The 2,611-nt window shown below is 53.3% G+C and carries 1 rRNA gene; it reads right to left on the reverse strand.

Going from position 1 to position 2,611, the window contains the following annotated elements:
• Window positions 1–51: 51 nt before the first annotated feature.
• Window positions 52–2,611: ribosomal RNA gene (locus ACM3N8_RS22310) — 23S ribosomal RNA — on the reverse strand; the annotation flags it as partial.

The following is a 2,611-nucleotide window of genomic DNA, read 5'->3' on the forward strand; positions in this document are numbered from 1 at the left end:
GTAAGTAGTCTCGCACTTGCTACAAGTCTCAGAACACTTCTTGGGTGTTGTATGGTTAAGCCTCACGGGTAATTAGTATGGGTTAGCTCAACACGTCGCCGCGCTTACACACCCCACCTATCAACGTTGTGGTCTCCAACGGCCCTTTAGGACCCTCAAGGGGTCAGGGATGACTCATCTCAGGGCTCGCTTCCCGCTTAGATGCTTTCAGCGGTTATCGATTCCGAACTTAGCTACCGGGCAGTGCCACTGGCGTGACAACCCGAACACCAGAGGTTCGTTCACTCCGGTCCTCTCGTACTAGGAGCAACTCCCTTCAATCATCCAACGCCCACGGCAGATAGGGACCGAACTGTCTCACGACGTTCTGAACCCAGCTCGCGTACCACTTTAAATGGCGAACAGCCATACCCTTGGGACCGACTTCAGCCCCAGGATGTGATGAGCCGACATCGAGGTGCCAAACACCGCCGTCGATATGAACTCTTGGGCGGTATCAGCCTGTTATCCCCGGAGTACCTTTTATCCGTTGAGCGATGGCCCTTCCATTCAGAACCACCGGATCACTATGACCTACTTTCGTACCTGCTCGACCTGTCCGTCTCGCAGTTAAGCTGGCTTATGCCATTGCACTAACCTCCTGATGTCCGACCAGGATTAGCCAACCTTCGTGCTCCTCCGTTACTCTTTGGGAGGAGACCGCCCCAGTCAAACTACCCACCAGGCACTGTCCGCGATCCCGATTCAGGGACCTGCGTTAGAACATCAAACATACAAGGGTGGTATTTCAAGGACGGCTCCAGCGCAACTGGCGTCACGCCTTCAAAGCCTCCCACCTATCCTACACATGTAGGTTCAATGTTCAGTGCCAAGCTGTAGTAAAGGTTCACGGGGTCTTTCCGTCTAGCCGCGGGTACACCGCATCTTCACGGCGAATTCGATTTCACTGAGTCTCGGGTGGAGACAGCATGGCCATGGTTACACCATTCGTGCAGGTCGGAACTTACCCGACAAGGAATTTCGCTACCTTAGGACCGTTATAGTTACGGCCGCCGTTTACCGGGGCTTCGATCAAGAGCTTCGCTTGCGCTAACCCCATCAATTAACCTTCCGGCACCGGGCAGGTGTCACACCCTATACGTCCACTTTCGTGTTTGCAGAGTGCTGTGTTTTTGATAAACAGTCCCAGCCATCTGGTCACTGCGACTCCCAACTGCTCCATCCGCGAGGGACTTCACTGTCAAGAGCGAACCTTCTCCCGAAGTTACGGTTCTATTTTGCCTAGTTCCTTCACCCGAGTTCTCTCAAGCGCCTTGGTATTCTCTACCCGACCACCTGTGTCGGTTTGGGGTACGATGACTTGTAATCTGAAGCTTAGAGGCTTTTCCTGGAAGCAGGGCATCAATGGCTTCACCACCGTAGTGGCTTCGTCTCGTGTCTCAGTGTTGTGTCTCCGGATTTGCCTAGAAACACCACCTACGCACTTTCACCAGGACAACCGTCGCCTGGCCCACCTAGCCTTCTCCGTCCCCCCATCGCAATTACAAGTCGTGCAGGAATATTAACCTGCTTCCCATCGATTACGCCTTTCGGCCTCACCTTAGGGGTCGACTCACCCTGCCCCGATTAACGTTGGACAGGAACCCTTGGTCTTCCGGCGAGGAGGCTTTTCACCCCCTTTATCGTTACTTACGTCAGCATTCGCACTTCTGATATCTCCAGCATACCTCTCGATACACCTTCGCAGACTTACAGAACGCTCCCCTACCACTCACACATAAGTGTGAATCCGCGGCTTCGGTGCCTGGTTTGAGCCCCGTTACATCTTCCGCGCAGGCCGACTCGACTAGTGAGCTATTACGCTTTCTTTAAATGATGGCTGCTTCTAAGCCAACATCCTAGCTGTCTGAGCCTTCCCACATCGTTTCCCACTTAACCAGAACTTTGGGACCTTAGCCGGCGGTCTGGGTTGTTTCCCTCTTCACGACGGACGTTAGCACCCGCCGTGTGTCTCCCGGATATTACTTACTGGTATTCGGAGTTTGCATGGAGTTGGTAAGTCGGGATGACCCCCTAGTCCAAACAGTGCTCTACCCCCAGTAGTATTCGTCCGAGGCGCTACCTAAATAGCTTTCGGGGAGAACCAGCTATCTCCGAGTTTGATTGGCCTTTCACCCCCAGCCACAGGTCATCCCCTAACTTTGCAACGTTAGTGGGTTCGGTCCTCCAGTTGATGTTACTCAACCTTCAACCTGCCCATGGCTAGATCACCCGGTTTCGGGTCTACACCTTGCAACTAGACGCCCAGTTAAGACTCGGTTTCCCTACGGCTCCCCTATACGGTTAACCTCGCTACAAAATGTAAGTCGCTGACCCATTATACAAAAGGTACGCAGTCACCCCGAAGGGCTCCCACTGCTTGTACGTACACGGTTTCAGGTTCTATTTCACTCCCCTCACAGGGGTTCTTTTCGCCTTTCCCTCACGGTACTGGTTCACTATCGGTCAGTCAGGAGTATTTAGCCTTGGAGGATGGTCCCCCCATATTCAGACAGGATGTCACGTGTCCCGCCCTACTCGATTTCACTTCAAGGTCGTTTTCATGTACGGG

It is taken from the genome of Aeromonas sp. A04 (assembly GCF_047780465.1).
GTDB lineage: Bacteria > Pseudomonadota > Gammaproteobacteria > Enterobacterales > Aeromonadaceae > Aeromonas > Aeromonas bestiarum.